We start from the raw sequence: 19,096 nt of genomic DNA, 5'->3' as shown, positions 1-19,096 counted from the left end.
AGAATTGACAAAGCATTTTTTATGTATATACGAAATGAAAACAAAGTTTTCATTTGCATGTTTAAGAATTTCTCATCACATACTCTTTTTCAATAACATTCACAAGAAAATATATTAAACCTATATAAATAGTATACAGCAAAACCAGCTTGAAAAAAGTATGTTTTGAAATATAATAGCGAATATATTCTGACAGTTTTATTCCTCTTTAACTAACTTCTTACAAATCAGCTCATTTGTCAAGGAAAGAGACTCACAATTCACGTATCCTTTACATTTCTATTTAAACAAAAAAAGAAAGAGGATTATCCCCTTTCTTTATTTCGCAAACACTCCAGAAACAATGCTCATAATTTTTTGGACAACTTCTTCAATTGATAAAGAAGTCGTATCTAATTCCAATGCATCATCAGCCTTTTTTAGTGGAGAAACTTCGCGTTCTGAATCTAATTTATCACGCTGAGCAATTTCTTCTTTTAGCTGCTCTAAATTAGAATCGAAACCTTTATTTAAATTTTCTAAATGCCTTCTTTCCGCTCTTTCTTCAACAGAAGCAAGCATAAAGATTTTCACTTCAGCATCCGGTAATACATGTGTACCAATATCACGGCCGTCCATTACAACGCCGCCTTTTTTCGCTAACTCTTGCTGACGACGTACCATTTCTTCACGAACAAGGCGATGTTTCGCTACAATAGATACTCGATTCGTCACATCAGGTGTACGAATTACTTCAGAAACATCTTGTCCATTTAAAAATACAAGCTGTGTATTTTCTCCTTGCTGAAACTCAATATTTACATTCTTTACAACTTCCATTAACTGCTCTTCATTTTCAATGTCTACTTTTTGTTGAAGGGCTGCATATGTAAGCGTACGGTACATTGCGCCTGTATCAATATAAACATAAGAAAGTTCCTTCGCAACAACTTTTGCCACTGTACTTTTCCCTGCAGCTGCTGGACCATCTATAGCAATTGAAATTCGTTTATCCATTGTAACACCTCATTTTTTCACTTATAAAACAAAACGAAAAGCAGGTGTTCACCCTGCTTCTTCTCATTTGCTTCGCGTCATTAAATCCTCAATTATTGTAGCATAATCCTTCATAGAAGAAAATGAAAACTACCGATTCACCTGCAAGATTTCCACTTTGTTTTTTACCATAACACCCTCATAATAAACAATTTTAGATAAATATTTCACTGATGACTTATGTATAAATAACAATTGTACAACAGAAAGACAAATGAATTGTATTATTAATATACGAATAAAAATTCTCTCCATCTTTTTCACCGTAATTTCTCCCTCCTATACTATATTTGCACATTTCGTTTCGTAATTTTATACATCGTACATATAGCAGTTAATTTTATTGTCATTTTCCAGGCATACTTTTATACATTTCCATTGTCGAATTTACTCAAAACATGTTATGTTCTAAATGTATTTTTTTACTTGAAAGGGGTATAAGCATTGAAAAGAATCCTAGTTTTACACACAGGTGGAACAATTGCAATGGAGGAAGATAAAGAAACTGGGGTCGTACAACCAGGTAAAAAAAATCCTCTTTTAAAATTCATTCCTGATTTAGAAGGCGATGTTGATTTAATCGTTGAAGATGTGTTCCATCTACCATCTCCTCATATGACACCGAGCGAAATGTTACAATTACAAGTCATCATTGATGAAAGAGTAAAACAAGACAACATTCATGGCGTAGTTATTACGCATGGTACGGATACATTAGAAGAAACAGCTTATTTCTTAGATTTAACAGTACAAGCAACTATTCCGATCGTAGTGACAGGTGCAATGCGTTCTAGCAATGAGTTAGGTGCTGATGGTCTATATAACTTCTTATCAGCTGTAAAAGTTGCTAGTTGTGATGAAGCTGCAGAAAAAGGTGTTTTAGTCGTATTAAACGACGAAATTCATTGCGCTACAAATGTAACGAAAACACATACAAGTAATGTCGCAACATTCCAAAGTCCACAATACGGACCAATTGGAATGGTAACAAAACGCGGCGTTGTCTTCCATCACGCTCTAGTACATCGCGAATCATATACGATAAATAAAGTGTCTAAAAATGTAGTTGTTCTAAAAGCATATGCTGGCATGGATGATACATTATTAGCAGCAATCGAAAATCTTCCTGTAGACGGCATTGTTATCGAAGCTCTTGGACAAGGTAATCTCCCTCCAAGAACACTACCTAGCCTAGAAAGATTATTAAATAAAGGTATTCCTGTCGTATTAGTTTCTCGCTGTTTCAACGGTATCGTTCAAGACGTATATTCGTATGAAGGTGGCGGTAAACACTTAAAAGATATGGGCATTGTATTCACATACGGCTTAAATGCACAAAAAGCACGCATTAAATTACTTGTTGCATTAGAGAATACAAATTCTCATGAATCCATTCAAAATATGTTTATGCACGAATAAAAAGGAGCTGTCGAGATTTTCCCGACAGCTCCTTTTTATTTTTCTCTTGATGCAATGGTTTGCGCAATCCCATCTCCATGAAATCTACCGTTCTCAATAAATATTTCATTTGCATTATTTCCAGCAGCAATGACACCTGCAATGAAAATATTTTCAGCATTCGTTTCCATTCTATCCTCTGTATAAATTGGACGTCCTGTTTCTTCATCAATCTGAACACCCATCTTCGTTAAGAAGCTATGATCAGGATGATAACCAGTCATCGCAAATACAAAATCGTTTTTGATTGTAAAAGCTTCACCATCAACTGTAAACGTTAATGTATGCTCAGTAATCTCTTTCACATGAGCTCCAAAATGCATTTGAATTGTACCGTTTCGTACTAACGCCTCAAATTCCGGCAAAATCCAAGGCTTTATGCTTGGTGAATACTCACTTCCACGATACAGTACCGTTACACGTGCACCAGATTTAACAAGTTCTAACGCGGCATCTACACTCGAGTTTTTCCCACCTATAACTACTACATCTCGATCAAAATAAGGATGCCCCTCTTTAAAATAGTGAGCTACTTTCTTCAATTCCTCACCTGGAACATTCATATAATTTGGATTATCATAATATCCAGTTGCTACAACAATATATTTCCCTATATACATTTCCTTACTTCCGTCACGCTTTGTCGTCTCAACCTGAAAAACTTCTCCATCTTTTTGAACTTTCTCCACTCGCTCAAAAGCATTTACACGTACAGATTTACGTTTTACTACTTCACGATAATACGCAAGCGCTTGATTTCGAAATGGCTTACGATTTTCTGTAATAAAAGCTACATCACCAATTTCTAATTTTTCACTAGAAGAGAAAAATGTTTGATGAGTTGGATAATTATAAATGGCATTTACAATGTTTCCTTTTTCAATTACTAACGGATTTATCCCTACCTTTTGCAACGAAATTGCAGCCGCTAATCCGCACGGACCGCCTCCGATTATAATAACTGTTTCTTTCTGCATACTCGTCCACTCCTAGTCTTCTACCAATGCACTTTTTATAAAAACAAGAAAAAACCTACTTACAGCAGTAGGCACCTATCTTTATTGTATTCATTTTTCATATATTTGTCATCTAAACGAAACGTACATCCGATAGACATCTGCTAAAAACTGCTGAAATTTAATACCTTGTTTCCCTAATACATTCTCAGGATCAATCTTTCTAGCTGGATCAAGCGTTTTATGTGACACGATATCTTTTTTCGGATTTAAGCCAAAGTTTTGGCATAAATACGCATGATACCATGTAAAACGATTATACGCTTCCCAAAAGTTAACATCACCACCATAACAAAGTTCCACTCCAATGGCCGCCTTATTCGCGTCATAGCCATATAAGTCATTATCCGTCGGCACACCATATCGAACATGATACGCAACTTCATTTATAGGAATAATCTCCAATATTGTTTTATCATCTATAAATGTATGCGCCGAAGCTTTCGGTTGTAATTCATTAAAGTAATCTCGATTGCCTATCGCATTGCTTCCAGGATTCCCCGTATCATGGCTTACGATAAATCTCACTTTAGTCAGAGGAATCCCCGGTCGTGAACTTCCATATCCAATATAATTGCGCTCTATAGGAAACATCGCCATTGCTACCAACTCCCGCTCTAGAAGATTACCTTACTTCTTTATATATGTATTCGGTAGCAATGTCCTTATCGCATATTTCTTACGCGAAGAGAAAATCGAAAATATTTGAAGTGAACACCATAAACAACAAGATACTTACAGCCACTCCATAAAAACCGTAAAACCAAACACAATCTTCTTTCGTATCTAAACCGAAAAATTTATTTACCGATTGTAATAATGTGCCACGCTTACTTTGTTTGTTGCGTAATACTTCCACTCGCTCTACAACATCTGCTGGCATCATAAATCTTTGGTCTACTGTCATTTTCATCATTTATCTCTCCTTAAAATCATTTCCGTTTTGTTTATCTAAGGAGAGTATAGCACATCTGTTCGCATAGAACAAGCGTTCTTTTTTGTTTTTATTTTATTTTTCAGCAAGCCAAGTAAAAATTGAGATTACAACGGCAATAATCGGCCCTACTACAACCACACCAAATATCAGAAACAGTAGCCCTTCCCCGAACATCCGAACGGTACTTATTTTGCGAGCTTTCATCGTTCTTGCGAGTTCTCCCTCTAACCTATTAACCTTTTCTTCTAATTGTTCTACTCGTTCCAACATTTCATTCTCCATATACAACACCTCATTTAATACTTCAACAAAAAAACGTGATTCCCTCGAAAGGAAATCACGTTTTCTCAAGATATAATATTTTATACCCAACCTCTGAAGCGGCTTGCTTCAGCCATTTTACGAACACCAACCATGTACGCCGCTAAGCGCATGTTCACTTTACGAACTTGTGCTGTTTCATAAATAGAATCAAATGATCTTACCATTACTTTTTCTAAACGTTGTTCTACTTCTTCTTCAGTCCAGTAGTAACCTTGGTTATTTTGTACCCATTCAAAGTAAGATACTGTTACACCACCAGCACTTGCTAACACGTCTGGAACAAGTAAAATTCCGCGATCTGTTAAAATTTTAGTCGCTTCTAATGTTGTTGGACCATTTGCAGCTTCAACAACGATTTTCGCTTTAATATCATTAGCATTTTCTTCTGTAATTTGGTTCTCAATTGCAGCTGGAACTAAAATATCGCAATCAAGTTCTAACAATTCTTTGTTTGAAATTGTATTGTTAAATAGCTTTGTTACTGTACCGAAGCTATCACGACGGTCTAATAAATAATCAATATCTAATCCGTTTGGATCATGTAACGCGCCGTAAGCATCTGAGATTGCAATAACTTTCGCACCTGCATCATGCATAAATTTAGCTAAGAAGCTACCAGCATTACCGAATCCTTGAACAACAACGCGTGCCCCCTTAATATCAATGCCACGTTTTTTCGCAGCTTCGCGAATACAAATTGTTACACCTTTCGCTGTTGCTGTTTCACGTCCATGTGATCCACCTAGTACAAGCGGTTTACCTGTAATAAATCCTGGTGAATTAAATTCATCAATACGGCTATACTCATCCATCATCCATGCCATAATTTGAGAGTTTGTGAATACATCTGGAGCTGGAATATCTTTCGTCGGTCCTACGATTTGGCTAATTGCTCGTACATAACCGCGGCTTAATCTTTCTAACTCACGGAATGACATTTCACGTGGATCACAAATAATTCCACCCTTACCTCCACCATATGGTAAATCAACAATACCACATTTTAAACTCATCCAGATTGAAAGTGCTTTCACTTCATTTTCTGTTACATTCGGATGGAAGCGAATTCCACCTTTCGTTGGACCAACAGCATCATTATGTTGCGCACGATATCCTGTAAATATTTTAACAGTCCCGTCATCCATACGAACTGGTATTTTCACTGTCATCATACGAATTGGTTCTTTTAATAATTCATATACTTCGTTTGGATAACCCAATTTTTCTAACGCTTCACTAATAACAATTTGTGTTGAATTCAATAGTTCAAAATGTTGTTCCCTTTGTTGTTGTGTTTTTGTTTGAGTTCCCTTTTCGGCTACCATAGTAAGTAAACCCCCTGTAATTTCACTTGTTTAGTAAACCTTCATTGCCTAGTATACACCCTTAAATTTGGAATGCAATAGAAAACGCTAACAAATATATACAAACTACTTTCTATTGCAAGCGTTTTCACTATTATTATAGTCCTTTTATTACTTTTAGAAAAGTAAAATACTTAAATATTTAAATATTTTTTATTTTCATCAACCACACTCCCATAAAACTGCATATTTTATTTTCAAAAAGTATGTTCGAGTATTTACAATCATCCCTTCCCTTCTCCAAATAAGAACAAAACCTCAGCTATGTTGTATTAGCTGAGGTTTTGTTTTTTCACAAAGTAATTGTGTATTTGTTCTATCGCGTTAACATCCATTAATTCTTTACCGTACTCCATGATGCGATAAATGGTTGCTGTAGACGGATTACCGTATTCCGCTAAAATAGCTATAAAATCCGCCTTTAACAATTGAATTTGTTCCTCTTCTTCCACCCAAAGATAGAAGCGCTCATCCCACGTATATAGCTTTCCGCCAGTTACACCAAGGTTATATAAGCGATTCGACAGGTTAATTACGTCATCTAGCGTAGCAAACTCATATAATATATGCTCACTTTCATCTAGAGTCACTTGCATTTCAATAAACTCGTCACGGAACTCATCATCTGTATCTATTTCTTGATTTTCTTTCGTTACAATTACAACCATCCCTTGTGCTTGTAGAGAAAACACTTCAACTGCAATCGGACCATCTGCTTCAAATCCTAATTCCTTATTTGCTTCTTGCATCATATCACGAAATAATTGCTGTACTTTCGGTGCATTTCTCCATAAATCTTCTTTCGTTAATCCTCGTTCAGATAAATCATCAAATGTTAGAAAAATTTTTATCTTATTGTAATTTAATCGTTCCAGCCTCATCTCATACCCTCCCTACGTAACCAATGCATCTAATTTTTATTATATGAAATAGAAAATAGATGGTTCTTTTCGAACAACTATTCCGACATTTTTAACCATCCATCCCATTCTTCTTTCGTATCACCAATTAAGATTGTTTCAATGTCCAACTGGTTTAGAACGCCTAGCTTTCCGATAAATCCAACTAAAAGAGATTCCCTTTTTTCTTGTAATAAATTTATAAAGTTCATCGTCTTTTTCATTTCTTGTTCGTCAGCAAAAGATATAAATACATATTTCGGCTGTATTTCCTCTACCGCTGATAACATACCATCTTCAGCTAAGCTTGTCCTAATATATATCGCCTCATATCCTTTTAAGCGTAAATAAGTTGAAAAAATAAATCCTTTCAATGCATCCTTTTCTAACACAATAACTTTGTGTAAAGAGGAAAACATTGAGGCATTGTGATACACCATCCCTAGACGCGTTTGTAAAAATGATAGTGCATATTGAAATTGCACCATTGAAATCTCATTATTATTTTTTGACGTTAATAATTTGTCTGTCACTCGAAGAACAATACTGGCAACAACCTTCTCTGTTGAATATATACTAAAAGCTTCGTTTAATAATGCAGCAATTGTAATTTCATCAAATTTTAACAAAGCTTGTAGCAAATCGTCCACTAAAACAACTTCTTTATCGAAATGTATCTCTTTTTGAACTGTACTCTGCAAACGATTCTCTTCTAATAATTGAACTGCTTGTCCAATCATCATACCGGAAGAAACTTTTTCCATTAACCATTTTAAAATTTGAATATGCTCTTCTGTATATAAACGATGCCCAGCTTGATTCCGCTTTGGGGCAATAATTTGATATCGTCTTTCCCATGCACGAAGCGTACTCGGCTGAACTCCAATTATATTCGAAACGGCTTTTATATTGTATTTCCCATTAAGAGTTGGCATCATTTCCCTCCGCACAATGTAATGATGTGTGTTTGAGCAGGTGCTCGGAAACGAAGTGGTATCAATGTTGTTCCATACCCATTACTAACAAAGAGAATCGTATTTAAATGGTTATATACGCCACCTTTTAAATATTTTTTAGATGGGAATAATCGGATTTGCCCTCCATGCGTATGTCCACTTAAGACAAGTGAAATCTGTTCATTTCCAGACATTTTTTTTATTATATCAGGGTTGTGACTAACTAGGATACGAAAACCATCTTCTTTACAATCCGCCAATGCCAAATCTAGACGATCACGGTGCAATCCAACATCATCTATACCGAGCAAACAAATTTTCTCGCCTAATTCAGACTCAAATACCACTCTTGTATTATCTAAAACTTTTACGTTATTTTCTAATAATAACGCATCTAATTCATGATATTCTATCTCATAATCATTGTTTCCCCACACAAAATATACAGGAGCTATCTCTCTTAACTTTTGAATATTCGCAGAGATTTTTGATAAAGAGACACCTTTCTCTGCTAAATCTCCTCCGATAATTACGAGATCTACTTTTCCTTTTACTTGTTCAATTAACAAATTCGAAATGACTCTTCTATGAATATCAGAAATAAAAAACACATTTACTTTTTGAAAACTTTTCGGAAATTCTTTAAATACTAAAGTATGTTCCAACACCGTATTACGCATCGCTTCTTTATACATCACAAGAAGCAATAAAATCCCCATGCCTATGAGAGTACTGAATAATATAATCCATATCATATTTTTGACTCCCCTCCTCATAAAGATAATCCTAGGCTTTTATAACAAACTGTGATCGCTTAACTCACTAGCTTTCTTGCTTTGTGGACTTATCTTTTATCGGAATTTTTAATTCTTGACCTGCACTCACTTCATCGTCTTGCAAGTTATTATACTTTTTAATTACTTCAATTCCATTTCCATCTGAAAAATATTGCTTCGCTATACTTTCTAAAGTTTCTCCCTCTTTCACAGTATGCGTTATTACTTTTTCAGAATGTTTCTGCGACTCAGATTTAGCTGAATCAAAGAAGATTACTTCAAACGCACTTTTTCCGGCATTATTACTATCACCCTTCACCTGAATATATTTATCCGTGTACCACAAAATACTAATCGGCAGCAGAATGAATAGAAATGTTAAAACCCGGACGAAAATGTGATTTATTTTAAACTTTTGTTTTTTTTCTTTATTTCTATGAATTTCACTACGCGGCGGTAAACTTTCTTTTTCTTCCACTCGCTCAACTTCTAATTCCTCTTCAAAATCAGGAATTCGTTTCCTCATGTTGTTCACCACCACCTTCCATTTATTTTCTTAATTGGAGTCCCATTATAAAATCAACAAGAAAGTGTGCAAAGATTGTTATAAACAAATTTCCTGTCCATTCAAATACATAACCAAAGACAAAACTAATGAAACAGACGAAACAAAACAAAAATGGCTTTGTTATATAACGAATATGTAACACTGCAAATACGAAGCTCGCAATTACAATTCCAAAATGAGTCTGTACTACACCTCTAAATAAAAATTCTTCTGCAAAACCAATTAAGAACGTAATAACGAGTAAATGCAGAACGGACATTCCTCGAAACATCTTATCGTTAATACCACCATCATCAAACCAAGACTCCGGAAACACTCGCATTGCAACATAATCTAATAACACAATACCAATCGCTAACAAACCACCTATAATAAGTACAGATACTGGTTCCCATTTCCATAAATTAAAGACTTCTTTTACATCTTGAAATAATATATATGCCAGTAAACAGCCAATACCGATAATAATTAACTGTGTTATATATAGATTCAGCCTTATTTCCTGCGGACTCATATCTTCAACATTATGCCTTTGAATGTTCATCATTCCTCCATCTTTTCTAGGCCGAAAAGCTTTTGTAACTCTGTTTCCCAATTATAGTCGAAATCCGATTGTTGCGCTCGTCTTTTTTTATAATCTTCTTTTGTAATACCGCAATAATCGCAGCAATTAATTAACTCTTGCTCTTTCCTATAACCGAACTGTTGCAGCACATATTCACGTCTACATCCTTTAACTTGTATCCATGACTTCATATTTTCTAGCTCACTATATTTATTACGCAACCTTATTTCTACTTCAGCTATTAATCGGTTCATAATTTCATCTGACAAACCTTCTAATAATAATCTTCGTTGTTGTATAATTCCAACCTGTTCGAGATGATAACGAACGAAACGCCAATATTGCTCATTAAATCTTGCTGCATTATAACAAATTTCTTCTACATCTTCTATTGGTAATTCTTTCGTTTGAAACATTCTTTCTTGTAGTAAAGAAAATAAAAATTGTATTTGTGACTTACTTGGCAATTCATCCTCAATGATTGAAATTGGTAAATCATGATCCAACGGACTACATAATAAAATAGCTATACTCGGTTCGCCATCTCTTCCAGCTCTTCCGATTTCTTGTAAGTAAGAAGCTATATTAGTTGGATAATGAAAATGAATAATATATCGCGTATTCGCCTTATTTACCCCCATACCAAATGCACTTGTGCATATTACAAGTTGCAATTGATCGTTCATAAACTGCTGTTGAATTAACATACGCTCTTCATGTTCCATACCACCATGATAAAAAGCTACACCAGTAACACCTTTTCCTCTCAAGTATTCCGTTAACCTTTCTGTCCACGCTCTACTTGAGCAATATACAATCCCCGGCCCTTGTAAATACATCACCTGCTCTAAAAGCGCCTCTTTCTTTTCTTCTATCGTCTCTACAAATTGCACATCCATTGCAATATTAGGACGGTCAATAGAGTATACATGTTCCGCGGCACCCTTTAAATTTAAACTATTTGCGATATCCTGCAGTACCCCTTTTGTCGCTGTGGCTGTCAATGCTAATACTGTAGGAGAACCAATATTTTCAATAACTACATTTAGTTTTTTATAGTCCGGTCTAAAATCATAACCCCATTGAGAAATACAATGAGCCTCATCAACAACAAATAATGAAATATGAATTTTCTTCAATTCCCTAATTAATAACTCCGACTGTAACATCTCTGGTGAAACAAAAATAAATTTATATGAAGATAATTTTTTCATCGCTTCTCTTTTTTCATTTAATGTCCGAAAACTATTAAATGCTATTACTCGGTTTTTCACAACATACTTTAATTGTGTTACTTGATCTTCCATTAAAGATAATAACGGTGATACAACAAGCACTGTTCCTTCTCGCATAAGCCCCGGAAACTGATAGCACATAGATTTCCCTCTTCCAGTCGGAAGCATTGCTATCACATCTTTTCCTTCTAATAAATCTGTAATAACTCCTTTTTGACCTGGACGAAATTCAGAATATCCAAACCACTTATATAAATATTCTTCAAGTTTCATTTACACCCTCCATCCGCGCTAATACAAGACGAACTTCAAAATAAGAGATATCTTCTCCAACCGCTTGTTTCAAAACACGTAACTTCCGCGTTTGCAATGCTTCAATTACTTTTATTACTTTGTCTATCTTTTCTTTTTCCATAAACATTTCAATAGAAAAATCTTTTTCTCGCAAAGCAATTTCAACAAAATGATCTTCTATCGTTGCAACCTTTAAATTCCGAATCGTCGCTATTTCTTCTAAAGAACGTCCTTGTCTCCAAAAATTATATGTTTTTTTCGTCGATAAACTAAATAATTCAGCTCTCTCATTTGGATAAGATATAATTTCAGCTAATAGTGGAAATTCATTTTCTTTATCACGAACTTCTTGTATAAAGAAATGCATTGTACCCCAAAATAAAAAATACACTCTGAATATATCTTGTTTCGTAATTTCTGCTAATTGTTGCAATGTACAACCAATACGTTCATAACCCGTTAGTCGATATGTTACAATCGTCGCTTCTATCGTATTGCTCTTTTCTAAAAGATTATGTACTTCCGTCCATAGTTTTCTCGCCAACTCACTTCTCTTATATGGTATTCCTGTTAGAAAACGTTTCACCCACATCATTATTTCTGTATCTTGCTGAATTGGGATAAACTTCGTATTATTCTGTTGTAAATTTGATATAGTTTGAATAATTAATGATAATCTTTTCCAAAATGTTTCACCTAATTCACCATAATGTAAACCATGCAAATGCGCCGGAAAAGCATAAACTTCCTCCCATTTATGTAACTGCATTTTACCCGTAGGTGTTAACACATATGTATTTTCATGTATTTCTTGAATAAAATTCGCTTGCAACAACTTTGCAACTTCACCATCATAGTCATTTCTATTCAATGATTTGTATATTCCGAACAAAAAAGAAATTCGGAACATATTTCCATCTTGTAAAGTTTGCGAAGAACGTTTGCCCTTTAGTAAATAATAAATAGAAGAAACGGTTCTTTCACCATTCAATTGTTTTAAACAATGCAACAAAGTATATTGTATTTGCATGACCGCTTCCACCTTCCAATCTTAACTTCATTCTTTTCAGTACAATTACACTATCTACTTTCGCTCATTAAACTTATCATATGAGAACTATATACTTGTATATATTCTATTGTATCAAACGAAATCATATTTACGTATTTTGAAAATCTTATGACATAATTCAAAAATAAGTTGACACTCTAATTGATAAGCATTATCATTATAATTTTATGTTGAAAAGTTTTACAAACCGTTTTACAATAAGGTTATAATTTTTATGGCGAGCTTTTCACATACATATTATCAGGAGGGAAAAAAGATGGCAAAATATACAATCGTTGATAAAGATACTTGTATTGCATGTGGTGCTTGTGGCGCTGCTGCACCAGACATTTATGACTATGATGATGAAGGTATTGCATTTGTAACATTAGATGATAACCAAGGTATCGTTGAAATTCCAGATGTATTAATTGAAGATATGATGGATGCATTCGAAGGCTGTCCAACTGACTCAATTAAAGTTGCTGACGAATCATTCGACGGAGACGCTTTAAAATTCGAATAGTCTTTTATTAACTTCAAAAAATGCCCCTCATCAATATGAGGGGCATTTTTTGTATCTAAATTTTATTTTCCTTAATAAAAAACCATTAGTAGTTTCACACTACTAATGATTTTAATATATATTATGCATTTTTCATTTTTGCAAACACCCATACTTTCAGGCGTGAGAATAATGCTACAAATACAATTGTTACAACAATCCCTTTAATTAAATTAAATGGTAAGATTGCCGTTACAACCGTTGTTCTTATAGCTTCGCTAGACATAGCCGGTGAATTTAAAAACCAAGTGTAAGCCGGGAATATGATGATGTAGTTTAATACACTCATAATAAGCGCCATTGTAATTGTCCCTAGCATTAATCCTGTAGTTAAACTCTTCACAGTACGATACTTTCTAAATAAGAAAGCTGCTGGTCCAATAAATAAACATCCTGCAATAAAGTTTGCAATTTCTCCAACTGGTACTCCCGTTAAACTTCCTTGAATCCCGTAATGTAAAATGTTCTTTATCGCCTCTACAATCACTCCTGCTACTGGTCCAAAGATAATTGCTGCAATTAGAGCTGGTACATCACTAAAATCAATTTTCAAAAATGGCGGAAGCCCTGGGAACGGGAAATCTAACATCATTAGTAAATATGCAATACTACTTAGCATCGCTACACTCACCATCTGCACTACACTGTTTTTTTGTTTCATCTTTCTCTCTCCTTTTCCATCGATCATCTCATGGAAAGTGGAAAGGTTCTGCTATGCCTATTTTTTCATAGAACGAAAAAACCCTTTGTGTTTTACACAAAGGGAGAATTTAAGGCACATCAAACAGACGTTCAAATCCATATCTTTTTTGAACGCTTGAACCTCCATCTTCTCCCATCCAGACTATACTGTCGGCTTTGGAATCACACCAAATCCTGCCTTAACGGCTCGCGGGCTTAGAACAAAATCATAAATAGTTCATCACCGCCGGTCGGGATTTTCACCCTGCCCCGAAGATAGACCGATATTCTATTTTCCCCTTCATTATACAACAACCTCATAACATTGTGAACTAAAAAATTGTAACTTATTTAAAATTAGTTATTTATTTTTCGTAACAAAAAAAATAAATTGCGAGATATTTTACAATACAATCCATATTTTTTATTATTCGGCATTTCTCTTTTGAATTACCTAGTCATATATAATTAAAAGTGATAAGATATTGAATTGTTAAGATAAGAACATTTTCTGAGTTATGGAGGAAATGTCATGAAAAAAGACAAGAGACATTCTATTCGAGAAGCAATGAAAAAAAACTTAAGAAAAGAATACTTTTACTTAAAAAAAGAATTACTTTTCTACTGCCCAATTGATTTAGGCACATTCTCAAACGAGACATACTATGCTACTTTCGATGAAGATGGCATTAGTATTTATCAGTATGATAAAAAAACAGAAAGTAAATTAAAATTGTGTGAGCGTCATCCGTGGAAGAGTTGGAATAAAGTGAAGATTGATCACTATTTGACAACTTCTCAATTTATTTTTCAGGGTGAGCGAAATTGGATCTTATCTCTTTTTCAAAAAGGAAAAGAAGCTCAAAAAATTATTGAAGAGCATACATCTTTACAAACAGAAGTTGTTTCCCGCTCTTTCTTAAAAAAACTTCCTGGTTTTCGTTCTAATACACCACTGAATAAATACATCGGTAGTATTTGTTACACTGCACTTATTGCATTTTTATTAAAATGGATGATTCCATTTCAAGCACCACAAATCGCCCTGTATTCTATTTCGATTGGTTGTATGCTTCTTGGCCTACTTTGTTTGACAATCGGTTTAATTGAACCGACTATCGTACTGTTTCGAACAAAAGAGAAAACAAGAACAAAAGTTTTTTACTTATATAGCTATTTAGCTATTTCTGGATTTATATGTGTCTTTATTTTTTGGTAAAAGAAGCCGTCCCAAAATAAATTTTGGGACGGTTTTCTTTTAGATATAGATGCTCTAATTCACTCAATAGTTCTAGCAAAAGCGCCCATATAATTTCATTTACATTGAACCTTATTTAAGAAGAACATAAATTTGTTCAAAGTTTAATTTTTGAAATGTTTCCTTCACTTAACATATAATTGTTGATTAGGATAAATTAGCTCTTGCTGCAATCCATTTTTTTCTTTAATTTCCTTAAGTGTCATACTAAATTTCCGTGCAATACTAACTAAAGTATCCCCTTTTTGTACGACATATAATGATGAAGAAACAACTTCATTTCTTTGTTCATTTAAAACAAGCAATGGGTTCATCGCATTCTTTTTCGCCATCGTCCATCTTCCTTGATGAAGTTCTAGATGTAAGTGTGCACCTCGCGATTCTCCCGTGTTCCCTACTTCTCCAATTTTTTCTCCTTTGGAAATATAATCTCCTTGCCCCACATATCTCTTATTTAAATGTGCATATACAGCCTCATATTCTCCGTGTTTAATAAATACAACATTTCCATAACTACTTGAATAATAAGACTTCGTTACCCTACCATCTTGAATAGCTGCCACAGGCGTTCCAATCGGCGCAGCTACATCAATACCATAGTGTTTTCCATGCCTTGTCCCAAAATAATCACTTATCTGACCTTCAACAGGCCATGTCCATCGATTTTCTTCTGCATAAACATGTAATTGAGATACAAACAGCATACTCAATAACATGACGCCGCATTTTAAAACTTTCATATACATCCTCCGTTTTCTAATTACCACCATACCTTCTCTATTTTGGTATATTACAGAAAAAAGTATACAAAAAAAGAAAGTGAATTACTCCACTTCCTTCTCTTTCTTATCACGAAAAACTAATGCACTACGGTTATACTCCACATCTTTCACTTGTAATCGGGCATTTATTACTCGAGCTATCGCAAACAAATAATCAGATAATCTATTTACATACTTTAAGACAACTTCATTTATTTTCACTTCTTTTTGCAATGATACTATAGAGCGTTCTGCTCTCCTTACAACAGTACGTGCAATATGAATAGTAGCCGCCGCCTCGCTACCACCTGGCAAAATAAAGCGTTCTAATGGCGGGGCTTCTTCTATATATAAATCAATCTTTCTTTCTAAACTTTCAACCATCTCAATTGTCACTTTATAAGGAATTTTTTGTTCCACTATTGCCAAGTCTCCTCCGCAATCAAATAGTTCATGTTGAATATTTTCGAGCTCATTGTAAATATCTCTAAAAGCCCCGCCTTGAACCTTAGTCATTGCATATCCAATATGAGAATTTGCCTCGTCTATTGTTCCATACGCTTCCACACGGATATCATCTTTATCAACCCTGCCACCTATTACACTTGTCGTTCCTTTATCTCCTGTTTTTGTATATAATTTCATTTCTTCACAGCACCCTCTCTTGTTATTCTTGATTCGACCAAGATAGAAAAAAGTTCTACCATTCTTTATTTAATTGAGTTTACAAAAAAATAAAAAACAGCAGAACTTTATTCATTATCAACTTTAAAAAAGCATATCTAAATTATACGATTCGGTAAATATACAGAGAATGTAGTTCCTTCTCCAACAACACTTGATACAGAAATTTTACCGTCATGGCCTTGAACAATATTTTTCGCAATTGCAAGCCCGAGTCCTGTTCCACCCTTTTTCCCACGTGTTCTTGCTTTATCAGCTTTATAGAAACGATCAAATAAAAATGGAATATCCTCTTCTGGAATGCCTACACCCGAATCTTGTACTTCAAAAATGAGGCCATTATTTTTCGTATCAATTACAAGCGTTACATGTCCACCCGCATTCGTATGACGAATTGCGTTATCAATCAAGTTCGTCAACACTTGTTCCATCCGATCTGCATCAAACGCATATTCTTCAATCTGATTCCGGAAATCAACTGTTAGTTCAACTTCTTTATCCTTTGCAATCCCTTGGAATTTACGACCAATTTTTTCCACAAACGGATGTATGTCCACTTCACCAATATGTAACTCTACGTGACCGCTTTCCATACGAGCTAAATCTAACAATTCATTTACAAGTTTACCTAAACGAACGGATTCATCATAAATGATTTGAACAAACTCATCTATTTCCTCTTTCGTTTGCACAATATCATCTAAAATCGCTTCACTATACCCTTGCAGCATGACCATCGGTGTACGAAGTTCATGTGATACATTCGCAATAAAGTCTTGACGCATTTTCTCAAGACGACGTTCTTCCGTCATATCTCGCAGTACCGCTACAGCCCCACGAATTTTCGTTTGATTGTAAAGTGGTGTCATAAGAACTACATAGTTCCCTTTTTGTAAATTAATTTCAACAACTTGTTGTTGCTCGCTTTCTACAACGAGATGGAATAGTTCCACAAGTTCAGAAGGTAATTTTTTACTTAACTCTATCTCTTTTTCTTCTTGCCAAACTTGTAAGAAATGTTCAGCCGGTGGATTAATAACTACGACTTCACCTTCTTGATTTAACGTAATAACTCCATCTGCCATACTACTCAAAATACTAGCTAACTGTTCTTTTTCTTGCTGCAAAGCATTCATATTAAACTTCAACTGTTTACCCATTTGATTTAAGGCCGTTGCCAGCTCACCAATTTCGTCCTGAGATACCATAGGAGCCTTTGCATCAAATTTCCCACGTGACACTTCAAAAGCAACCTCACGCATTTTACGAAGCGGTGCTGTAATCCGAGTAGATAAGAAGAACGCAAAGAAAGTTGTTAATATAATCGCAATCCCAGCGGCTAAGAAAATGAAATCAGTCGTTCTCTCCATATCTTTTATTGGCACTTGTAAAGATTCATATACGAACACTGCGCTTTGATTTTTTGATTGCACTGGTTTCCCAACGATCACAATATCATTTTCAGTGCTTTTATTCTTTCTACTATCAGAAGCTTTTCTAATGTTGTTCTTAATTTCTTTTTTGTCCGTAAAAACAGCGGCTAATTCTTTATCTTCTTTTAAATTATCCATTGTAAGGGTGACTAACCCTTCTTGTTTCGGTGAAGAAGAGATTTCCTTGCCATCTTCTACAATAATAATCCTTGAAAGTGGATCAGAGAATTTGTACGCGATGTTCTCAATCGTTTTTACATCGGCACCTTCTTCAATTAATTCCGTAACACTTGTTGCGACTTTTTGAAGTCTATTTTCACTCATATCAACATAATACGTTCTAAAAAATTGTGAAAGTAAAATCGCAACAAATCCAAGAACAAACGAAACGAGAAGTAATATGGTCATCCATAACTTCCCTACTACACTTCTCCAAAGCATCAGTCGTTCACAACCTCAAATTTGTAACCTACACCCCAAACAGTAACAATCATTTTCGCTGCATCTGGTGATTTTTTGCTTAACTTCTCACGTAAACGCTTTACATGTGTATCAACTGTACGTAAATCTCCGAAGAATTCATATTGCCATACTTCTTTTAACAGCTGCTCACGATCGAATACTTTATCAGGAGCTTTCGCTAAAAATAATAGTAACTCATATTCTTTCGGCGTTAAGTTTACTTCATTGCCATCTGCAGTAACACGGTGTGCATCGTTATCAATTGTTAAGTGAGGGAATACAGTAACATCTTTTGTCGTTGTATCTTGTGTAAAGAATGTTGTTGGTACAGCACGACGTAATACCGCTTTCACACGTAGCACGACCTCACGTGGACTAAACGGCTTTACAATATAATCATCTGTTCCAACTTCAAATCCTTGTACTCTATTTACTTCTTCACCTTTTGCTGTCAGCATAATAATTGGTGTCGCTTTCTTCTCACGAACCCCTTTACATACTTCAATGCCATCTTTACCAGGCATCATAAGATCTAATAAGATTAAATCGTAATCATTTTGCAACGCCATTTCTAAAGCTGTATCACCATTATCTGCTTCTTCAATCGTATATTGTTCTCTTTCTAAGTACATTTTCAATAAACGACGAATACGATCCTCATCATCTACAATTAAAATTCTTGATTCATTTTCCATCTCTACCCGCTGCGTACTCTCACCTCAGCGGTTCACACCTACCCTTCTTTAACTATTATGTTGCGCTATTCTCGTTTAT

22 protein-coding genes and 1 riboswitch are annotated in these 19,096 nt (G+C 34.8%); of the genes, 3 read left to right on the top strand and 19 right to left on the bottom strand.

The features are described 5' to 3' along the window. Positions 1 to 318: 318 nt before the first annotated feature. Both cmk and HMPREF2590_RS30415 read right to left on the bottom strand, forming a co-directional pair. A complete protein-coding gene (gene cmk / locus HMPREF2590_RS16895; protein ID WP_000361257.1) occupies positions 319 to 996 on the bottom strand; it encodes a (d)CMP kinase in 678 nt (225 codons plus the stop codon). A 129-nt stretch (positions 997 to 1,125) separates the two neighbouring features. Further along, positions 1,126 to 1,299, bottom strand: a complete 174-nt coding sequence (locus HMPREF2590_RS30415) for a YpfB family protein (protein WP_000738057.1) — start codon at positions 1,297 to 1,299, stop codon at positions 1,126 to 1,128. A gap of 180 nt (positions 1,300 to 1,479) precedes the next feature. Between HMPREF2590_RS30415 and ansA the strand changes: the two genes are divergently transcribed. Then, the gene (gene ansA, locus HMPREF2590_RS16885; protein ID WP_000822026.1) at positions 1,480 to 2,454 is read left to right on the top strand and encodes an asparaginase; all 975 of its coding nucleotides are present in this window, start codon (positions 1,480 to 1,482) and stop codon (positions 2,452 to 2,454) included. A gap of 35 nt (positions 2,455 to 2,489) precedes the next feature. Here ansA and HMPREF2590_RS16880 read toward each other — a convergent pair whose 3' ends face one another. From HMPREF2590_RS16880 to HMPREF2590_RS16825, 12 genes are all read right to left on the bottom strand, one after another. Continuing rightward, positions 2,490 to 3,470 carry a YpdA family putative bacillithiol disulfide reductase gene (locus HMPREF2590_RS16880; protein WP_001168512.1) on the bottom strand — a complete coding sequence of 327 codons (981 nt, stop codon included), beginning with the start codon at positions 3,468 to 3,470 and terminating at the stop codon, positions 2,490 to 2,492. Positions 3,471 to 3,578: 108 nt separating this feature from the next. Then, a complete protein-coding gene (locus tag HMPREF2590_RS16875; protein WP_001240655.1) occupies positions 3,579 to 4,109 on the bottom strand; it encodes a peptidoglycan recognition protein family protein in 531 nt (176 codons plus the stop codon). A 79-nt stretch (positions 4,110 to 4,188) separates the two neighbouring features. Further along, the gene (locus tag HMPREF2590_RS16870; RefSeq protein WP_001983018.1) at positions 4,189 to 4,425 is read right to left on the bottom strand and encodes a DUF3961 domain-containing protein; all 237 of its coding nucleotides are present in this window, start codon (positions 4,423 to 4,425) and stop codon (positions 4,189 to 4,191) included. A 93-nt stretch (positions 4,426 to 4,518) separates the two neighbouring features. After that, positions 4,519 to 4,728 carry a hypothetical protein gene (locus HMPREF2590_RS16865; protein ID WP_000426768.1) on the bottom strand — a complete coding sequence of 70 codons (210 nt, stop codon included), beginning with the start codon at positions 4,726 to 4,728 and terminating at the stop codon, positions 4,519 to 4,521. Between the two features lie 80 nt (positions 4,729 to 4,808). Further along, complete coding sequence (gene gudB, locus HMPREF2590_RS16860) at positions 4,809 to 6,095, bottom strand: NAD-specific glutamate dehydrogenase (RefSeq protein ID WP_000225173.1); 1,287 nt, start codon at positions 6,093 to 6,095, stop codon at positions 4,809 to 4,811. A 311-nt stretch (positions 6,096 to 6,406) separates the two neighbouring features. Then, the gene (locus tag HMPREF2590_RS16855) at positions 6,407 to 7,015 is read right to left on the bottom strand and encodes a genetic competence negative regulator (protein WP_001235397.1); all 609 of its coding nucleotides are present in this window, start codon (positions 7,013 to 7,015) and stop codon (positions 6,407 to 6,409) included. A gap of 77 nt (positions 7,016 to 7,092) precedes the next feature. Further along, entirely contained in the window at positions 7,093 to 7,968 is an 876-nt protein-coding gene (locus HMPREF2590_RS16850; RefSeq protein ID WP_050821737.1) for a MerR family transcriptional regulator, read from the bottom strand. Then, a complete protein-coding gene (locus HMPREF2590_RS16845) occupies positions 7,968 to 8,744 on the bottom strand; it encodes a metallophosphoesterase (RefSeq protein WP_000637796.1) in 777 nt (258 codons plus the stop codon). The genes HMPREF2590_RS16850 and HMPREF2590_RS16845 overlap by 1 nt, the downstream gene beginning before the upstream one ends. Before the next feature lie 67 nt (positions 8,745 to 8,811). After that, the gene (locus tag HMPREF2590_RS16840) at positions 8,812 to 9,291 is read right to left on the bottom strand and encodes a LysM peptidoglycan-binding domain-containing protein (RefSeq protein WP_001231550.1); all 480 of its coding nucleotides are present in this window, start codon (positions 9,289 to 9,291) and stop codon (positions 8,812 to 8,814) included. 22 nt (positions 9,292 to 9,313) lie between these two features. After that, a complete protein-coding gene (locus HMPREF2590_RS16835; protein WP_050821736.1) occupies positions 9,314 to 9,877 on the bottom strand; it encodes a CPBP family intramembrane glutamic endopeptidase in 564 nt (187 codons plus the stop codon). Next, positions 9,877 to 11,406, bottom strand: a complete 1,530-nt coding sequence (gene recQ / locus HMPREF2590_RS16830) for an ATP-dependent DNA helicase RecQ (RefSeq protein WP_000762980.1) — start codon at positions 11,404 to 11,406, stop codon at positions 9,877 to 9,879. The genes HMPREF2590_RS16835 and recQ overlap by 1 nt, the downstream gene beginning before the upstream one ends. Next, the gene (locus tag HMPREF2590_RS16825; protein WP_001167008.1) at positions 11,396 to 12,457 is read right to left on the bottom strand and encodes a YpbB family protein; all 1,062 of its coding nucleotides are present in this window, start codon (positions 12,455 to 12,457) and stop codon (positions 11,396 to 11,398) included. The genes recQ and HMPREF2590_RS16825 overlap by 11 nt, the downstream gene beginning before the upstream one ends. Positions 12,458 to 12,755: 298 nt before the next feature. Here HMPREF2590_RS16825 and HMPREF2590_RS16820 point away from each other — a divergent pair, with 298 nt between their 5' ends. Then, positions 12,756 to 13,004 (top strand): ferredoxin, encoded by a 249-nt coding sequence (locus tag HMPREF2590_RS16820; protein WP_001151993.1) that lies wholly within the window; start codon positions 12,756 to 12,758, stop codon positions 13,002 to 13,004. Between the two features lie 121 nt (positions 13,005 to 13,125). On the opposite strand, the gene HMPREF2590_RS16815 is transcribed toward HMPREF2590_RS16820, so the two are convergent. Beyond that, a complete protein-coding gene (locus HMPREF2590_RS16815) occupies positions 13,126 to 13,704 on the bottom strand; it encodes an ECF transporter S component (protein ID WP_000810856.1) in 579 nt (192 codons plus the stop codon). Between the two features lie 162 nt (positions 13,705 to 13,866). Continuing rightward, positions 13,867 to 14,006: riboswitch (FMN riboswitch) on the bottom strand. Between the two features lie 250 nt (positions 14,007 to 14,256). Here HMPREF2590_RS16815 and HMPREF2590_RS16810 point away from each other — a divergent pair. Beyond that, the gene (locus HMPREF2590_RS16810) at positions 14,257 to 14,943 is read left to right on the top strand and encodes a hypothetical protein (protein WP_000710837.1); all 687 of its coding nucleotides are present in this window, start codon (positions 14,257 to 14,259) and stop codon (positions 14,941 to 14,943) included. A gap of 164 nt (positions 14,944 to 15,107) precedes the next feature. Here the strand turns inward: HMPREF2590_RS16810 and HMPREF2590_RS16805 are convergent, their stop codons facing one another. The 4 genes from HMPREF2590_RS16805 to resD form a co-directional block, all read right to left on the bottom strand. Beyond that, positions 15,108 to 15,722, bottom strand: a complete 615-nt coding sequence (locus HMPREF2590_RS16805; protein ID WP_000866125.1) for a peptidoglycan DD-metalloendopeptidase family protein — start codon at positions 15,720 to 15,722, stop codon at positions 15,108 to 15,110. Positions 15,723 to 15,806: 84 nt separating this feature from the next. Further along, positions 15,807 to 16,388, bottom strand: a complete 582-nt coding sequence (locus HMPREF2590_RS16800; protein ID WP_000781277.1) for a cob(I)yrinic acid a,c-diamide adenosyltransferase — start codon at positions 16,386 to 16,388, stop codon at positions 15,807 to 15,809. A 137-nt stretch (positions 16,389 to 16,525) separates the two neighbouring features. Further along, entirely contained in the window at positions 16,526 to 18,301 is a 1,776-nt protein-coding gene (resE, locus tag HMPREF2590_RS16795; protein ID WP_000964697.1) for a sensor histidine kinase ResE, read from the bottom strand. Next, entirely contained in the window at positions 18,301 to 19,017 is a 717-nt protein-coding gene (resD, locus tag HMPREF2590_RS16790) for a DNA-binding response regulator ResD (protein ID WP_000426861.1), read from the bottom strand. The genes resE and resD overlap by 1 nt, the downstream gene beginning before the upstream one ends. Positions 19,018 to 19,096: the final 79 nt, after the last annotated feature.

The sequence above is a fragment of the Bacillus sp. HMSC036E02 genome (assembly GCF_001836235.1).
Lineage (GTDB): Bacteria > Bacillota > Bacilli > Bacillales > Bacillaceae_G > Bacillus_A > Bacillus_A cereus.
The sequence above is the reverse complement of the archived record's forward strand: the minus strand, read 5'-3'. Positions and strand labels throughout refer to the sequence as shown.

Excerpts from the sequence above, each read along its gene's own strand:
- cmk (WP_000361257.1), bottom strand. The coding sequence starts at position 996 with ATGGATAAACGAATTTCAATTGCTATAGATGGTCCAGCAGCTGCAGGG.
- HMPREF2590_RS16880 (WP_001168512.1), bottom strand. The coding sequence starts at position 3,470 with ATGCAGAAAGAAACAGTTATTATAATCGGAGGCGGTCCGTGCGGATTA.
- HMPREF2590_RS16875 (WP_001240655.1), bottom strand. The coding sequence starts at position 4,109 with ATGGCGATGTTTCCTATAGAGCGCAATTATATTGGATATGGAAGTTCA.
- HMPREF2590_RS16870 (WP_001983018.1), bottom strand. The coding sequence starts at position 4,425 with ATGATGAAAATGACAGTAGACCAAAGATTTATGATGCCAGCAGATGTT.
- HMPREF2590_RS16865 (WP_000426768.1), bottom strand. The coding sequence starts at position 4,728 with ATGGAGAATGAAATGTTGGAACGAGTAGAACAATTAGAAGAAAAGGTT.
- gudB (WP_000225173.1), bottom strand. The coding sequence starts at position 6,095 with ATGGTAGCCGAAAAGGGAACTCAAACAAAAACACAACAACAAAGGGAA.
- HMPREF2590_RS16855 (WP_001235397.1), bottom strand. The coding sequence starts at position 7,015 with ATGAGGCTGGAACGATTAAATTACAATAAGATAAAAATTTTTCTAACA.
- HMPREF2590_RS16850 (WP_050821737.1), bottom strand. The coding sequence starts at position 7,968 with ATGCCAACTCTTAATGGGAAATACAATATAAAAGCCGTTTCGAATATA.
- HMPREF2590_RS16845 (WP_000637796.1), bottom strand. The coding sequence starts at position 8,744 with ATGATATGGATTATATTATTCAGTACTCTCATAGGCATGGGGATTTTA.
- HMPREF2590_RS16840 (WP_001231550.1), bottom strand. The coding sequence starts at position 9,291 with ATGAGGAAACGAATTCCTGATTTTGAAGAGGAATTAGAAGTTGAGCGA.
- HMPREF2590_RS16835 (WP_050821736.1), bottom strand. The coding sequence starts at position 9,877 with ATGAACATTCAAAGGCATAATGTTGAAGATATGAGTCCGCAGGAAATA.
- recQ (WP_000762980.1), bottom strand. The coding sequence starts at position 11,406 with ATGAAACTTGAAGAATATTTATATAAGTGGTTTGGATATTCTGAATTT.
- HMPREF2590_RS16825 (WP_001167008.1), bottom strand. The coding sequence starts at position 12,457 with ATGCAAATACAATATACTTTGTTGCATTGTTTAAAACAATTGAATGGT.
- HMPREF2590_RS16820 (WP_001151993.1), top strand. The coding sequence starts at position 12,756 with ATGGCAAAATATACAATCGTTGATAAAGATACTTGTATTGCATGTGGT.
- HMPREF2590_RS16815 (WP_000810856.1), bottom strand. The coding sequence starts at position 13,704 with ATGAAACAAAAAAACAGTGTAGTGCAGATGGTGAGTGTAGCGATGCTA.
- HMPREF2590_RS16810 (WP_000710837.1), top strand. The coding sequence starts at position 14,257 with ATGAAAAAAGACAAGAGACATTCTATTCGAGAAGCAATGAAAAAAAAC.
- HMPREF2590_RS16805 (WP_000866125.1), bottom strand. The coding sequence starts at position 15,722 with ATGAAAGTTTTAAAATGCGGCGTCATGTTATTGAGTATGCTGTTTGTA.
- HMPREF2590_RS16800 (WP_000781277.1), bottom strand. The coding sequence starts at position 16,388 with ATGAAATTATATACAAAAACAGGAGATAAAGGAACGACAAGTGTAATA.
- resE (WP_000964697.1), bottom strand. The coding sequence starts at position 18,301 with ATGCTTTGGAGAAGTGTAGTAGGGAAGTTATGGATGACCATATTACTT.
- resD (WP_000426861.1), bottom strand. The coding sequence starts at position 19,017 with ATGGAAAATGAATCAAGAATTTTAATTGTAGATGATGAGGATCGTATT.